Raw genomic sequence first — 2,859 nt, 5'->3', positions numbered from 1 at the left:
CAACACCCTCCTGACCTCGAATGTTGCGTCCACCGATTGAGCCCAATCAATACACCTCAAAGGGTTTCGCGATGATCTGCGCGAAGTTGGGTGTTGCGCAATCGATGGGAGCGGTGGGCACGAGCGCGGACAATGCCTCAGGAATGATGTCCCAGCAGCAGATCGCTCAATTGGAGGGGCTGCGCGATGGGGACTTCGACACCGCGTGGCTGAAGATGATGATCGAACATCACTCCGGCGCGATCGCGACGGCCCAATCGGAACTATCCGATGGCGACAACGCCGACGCCAAGCAATTGGCTACCGATATCATCGCCGCACAGCAGTCCGAGATCACCGCGATGCAAGCACTTTTGCAACAGAACTGATCCGGAAACTGGCGAGTGGCTAGGCCTGTCCGTCGAAGCCTCTCTTCTCGTTGTCCGCTCTGATCTTCCATCTGATTACTTGCGTCCCTTGCGAATCACTGTCTTCGTCGGCGCTCCCCACCCACTGACGTGAAGGAACAATTATGGCCTCAACACGGCATACAGGGTTAGTCGTCCTTGTCCTTATGGTCGCAACGCTGACAGGATGCACCTCCACAGCACCGCAGTCCGCACCGAGTGACACGGGTGCGCCCGCCGAGAACGACTCTCCTGTCTCCGCGCTGGTGATGACTCCTTCCGGGGGGACAGATACCGTCAACCCCCTTGATCCGGTCACGGTGGAATCTGTTGGCGGGAGGCTCGACTCGGTAGTGCTCACCGAAGTGGGCGGGGCTGTGGTCGATGGCATCTTCACCCCTGACCGGCAGGTGTGGAAACCCGGCGCGTCCTTGGACTACGGGAAGACCTACACGATGACAGCGTCAGCCACCCAAAACGATGGCTCACGTCTCGATCAGTCCAGCACCTTCTCCACAGTCAAGCCGCGGAACCTGACCAAACCATCCTTCGTGACGGCCGGGGGTAACCTCCTCACAGATGGTGGCACTTTCGGGGTAGGGATCGTTATTGTCACGCATTTCGACGAGCCGATCCTCGATCGTGCAGCGGCGGAGAAAAGCCTGACTGTGCAAACGTCGGTGCCGCTCGAAGGCTCGTGGTACTGGGTGGATGACCAGAATGTTCACTGGCGACCTCGTGCGTACTATCCCCCCGGCACCGAGGTCACGGTCCGGGCTGCGGTCTTCGGCGTCCCGCTCGGTGGCGGACTGTTCGGACAGGAAGACGCCACGACTGCATTCACCATCGGCGACTCGCATATCGCCGTCGCCGACGATACGACCAAGCAAGTGACGGTCACGAGCAACGGCAAAACTGTGCGCACTATGCCGACATCGATGGGCATGGGAGGAACCGAGCTCGTCAACGGCCAAACGATCTCCTTCTGGACCCAACCAGGCATTTACACCGTCCTCGATCAGGCCAACCCCGTGATCATGGACTCGTCGACCTACGGACTTCCCGTCAATTCCCGGCTGGGGTACAAGGAAAAAATCAACTACGCCACCCGAATAAGCACCGACGGAATTTACCTTCACGAACTCGAAGACACAGTCTGGGCGCAAGGCAATACCAATGTTTCACACGGCTGCTTGAACCTCAGTCGCGCCAATGCTCAATGGTTCTATGATTTTTCGCTTCCCGGAGATGTCGTGGAGATACGCAATACCGGCGGCGCCCCTCTCGAATTGTGGCAGAACGGCGACTGGAGTGTGCCGTGGGACCGATGGTCGGAAGGCAGCGCGCTGTAAGACCTGTCGCCCTGCCGGCAAACGATGCTGAATCGCAAACAGAAGCTCCGCGCGAGACGTTCTCCCGTAGTCGACGCGAAAGTGCTGGATAAACCTTTTGACACTGTCAGAGCTGACAGGGGTTCGGCAGATCGTCACGGGAGGAGGTCGCCAGACACCGCCGCCGTATCGGGGCGGCGACGGGAAGCAGAACAGATAGTATTTCTACAGGGCTTCGGTTCGCCGTCTCGGCAACCTCCAGCGTGCAGAGTCGACACGACACCCTCATCGAGCGGTCCCACATCACTGTGACCGACGAATCACCGACAGCGCTGGTTGGGCCCCGTACGAAAGCGACGGAGGTTGCAGGTTGGGCACTCGCACGGTGCGGTGACGAATGCAGCTCTACGAGGAGGAAAAATGCAAGGTCTGGGAGAGCTCGAGGCGCTGGTGATGGATGTGCTGTGGCGCTCCACCGAACCGGTCCGTGTGCGCGACGTCATCGACGGCCTCGATGACGACCGTGAACCGGCGTACACGACGGTGATGACCGTCATGGACAATCTTCATCGCAAAGGTTGGGTGCATCGTCAGCGAAACGGGCGCGCGTACTGGTACGAAGCCACGCGAAGCCGCGAGGAAGCGGCAGCTGACGGGTTGCGCGCACTTCTCGAATCCACCGGAGACCCGACCGGGGTCCTGTTGCATTTTGTTCGCGGGACATCCGACGTCGAATCGAAGATCCTGGCGCGTGGATTGCGTGAACGAGGCAAGAAGTGACAGCCGTCCTCGCGTGGGCGGTCGGTGGCCTTCTCGTTGCCGCACTCTCCCCGCTGTTCCTCGGATCGATGATGCGTCGCGGCGTTGATCCGCATGTCGTCCTCGTCTTGTGGGGCGCTCTGGCACTCGGAACTGTAGTGAGTATCAGTGTCCCGGTGATCTTGAGCCTTTTACCCAGTCACGGTGGTGTCTCGTCGCTGATCGAATTCGCCCACAGCTGTTGGCTCGCCCTTCACGACGACGCGCCGGCCAGGCTCGAGACGGCGGTGGGTGTACTCGGTGGGTCAGCCCTGGTCATCGGGGCGGTGCGAGGCACCGTCCATCTGTTCAGCTTCTCCCGCACTCGCCGCGAGCTACACCAG

The 2,859-nt window shown here is 60.2% G+C and carries 3 protein-coding genes and 1 pseudogene; all 4 read left to right on the top strand.

Annotated elements, in window-relative coordinates; all coding sequences use genetic code 11:
* Positions 1 to 50: 50 nt before the first annotated feature.
* A pseudogene (locus tag ABT116_RS41805) lies at positions 51 to 368 on the top strand (DUF305 domain-containing protein); the annotation flags it as partial.
* Positions 369 to 553: 185 nt separating this feature from the next.
* Positions 554 to 1,738 carry a L,D-transpeptidase gene (locus tag ABT116_RS41800; RefSeq protein ID WP_019747378.1) on the top strand — a complete coding sequence of 395 codons (1,185 nt, stop codon included), beginning with the start codon at positions 554 to 556 and terminating at the stop codon, positions 1,736 to 1,738.
* A 399-nt stretch (positions 1,739 to 2,137) separates the two neighbouring features.
* Positions 2,138 to 2,497: a BlaI/MecI/CopY family transcriptional regulator gene (locus tag ABT116_RS41795; protein ID WP_019747377.1), complete on the top strand. Its 360-nt coding sequence runs from the start codon at positions 2,138 to 2,140 to the stop codon at positions 2,495 to 2,497.
* A partial coding sequence (locus tag ABT116_RS41790; protein WP_351645595.1) for a hypothetical protein occupies positions 2,494 to 2,859 on the top strand: 366 nt, incomplete at its 3' end. The genes ABT116_RS41795 and ABT116_RS41790, both read left to right, overlap by 4 nt.

It is taken from the genome of Streptomyces sp. NPDC002130 (assembly GCF_040296465.1).
GTDB lineage: Bacteria > Actinomycetota > Actinomycetes > Streptomycetales > Streptomycetaceae > Streptomyces.
This window is presented reverse-complemented; position numbering and strand designations above follow the sequence as displayed.

Bases quoted from the DNA above. Each gene is read 5' to 3' on its own strand.
- ABT116_RS41795 (WP_019747377.1), top strand. From the start codon at position 2,138: ATGCAAGGTCTGGGAGAGCTCGAGGCGCTGGTGATGGATGTGCTGTGG.
- ABT116_RS41800 (WP_019747378.1), top strand. From the start codon at position 554: ATGGTCGCAACGCTGACAGGATGCACCTCCACAGCACCGCAGTCCGCA.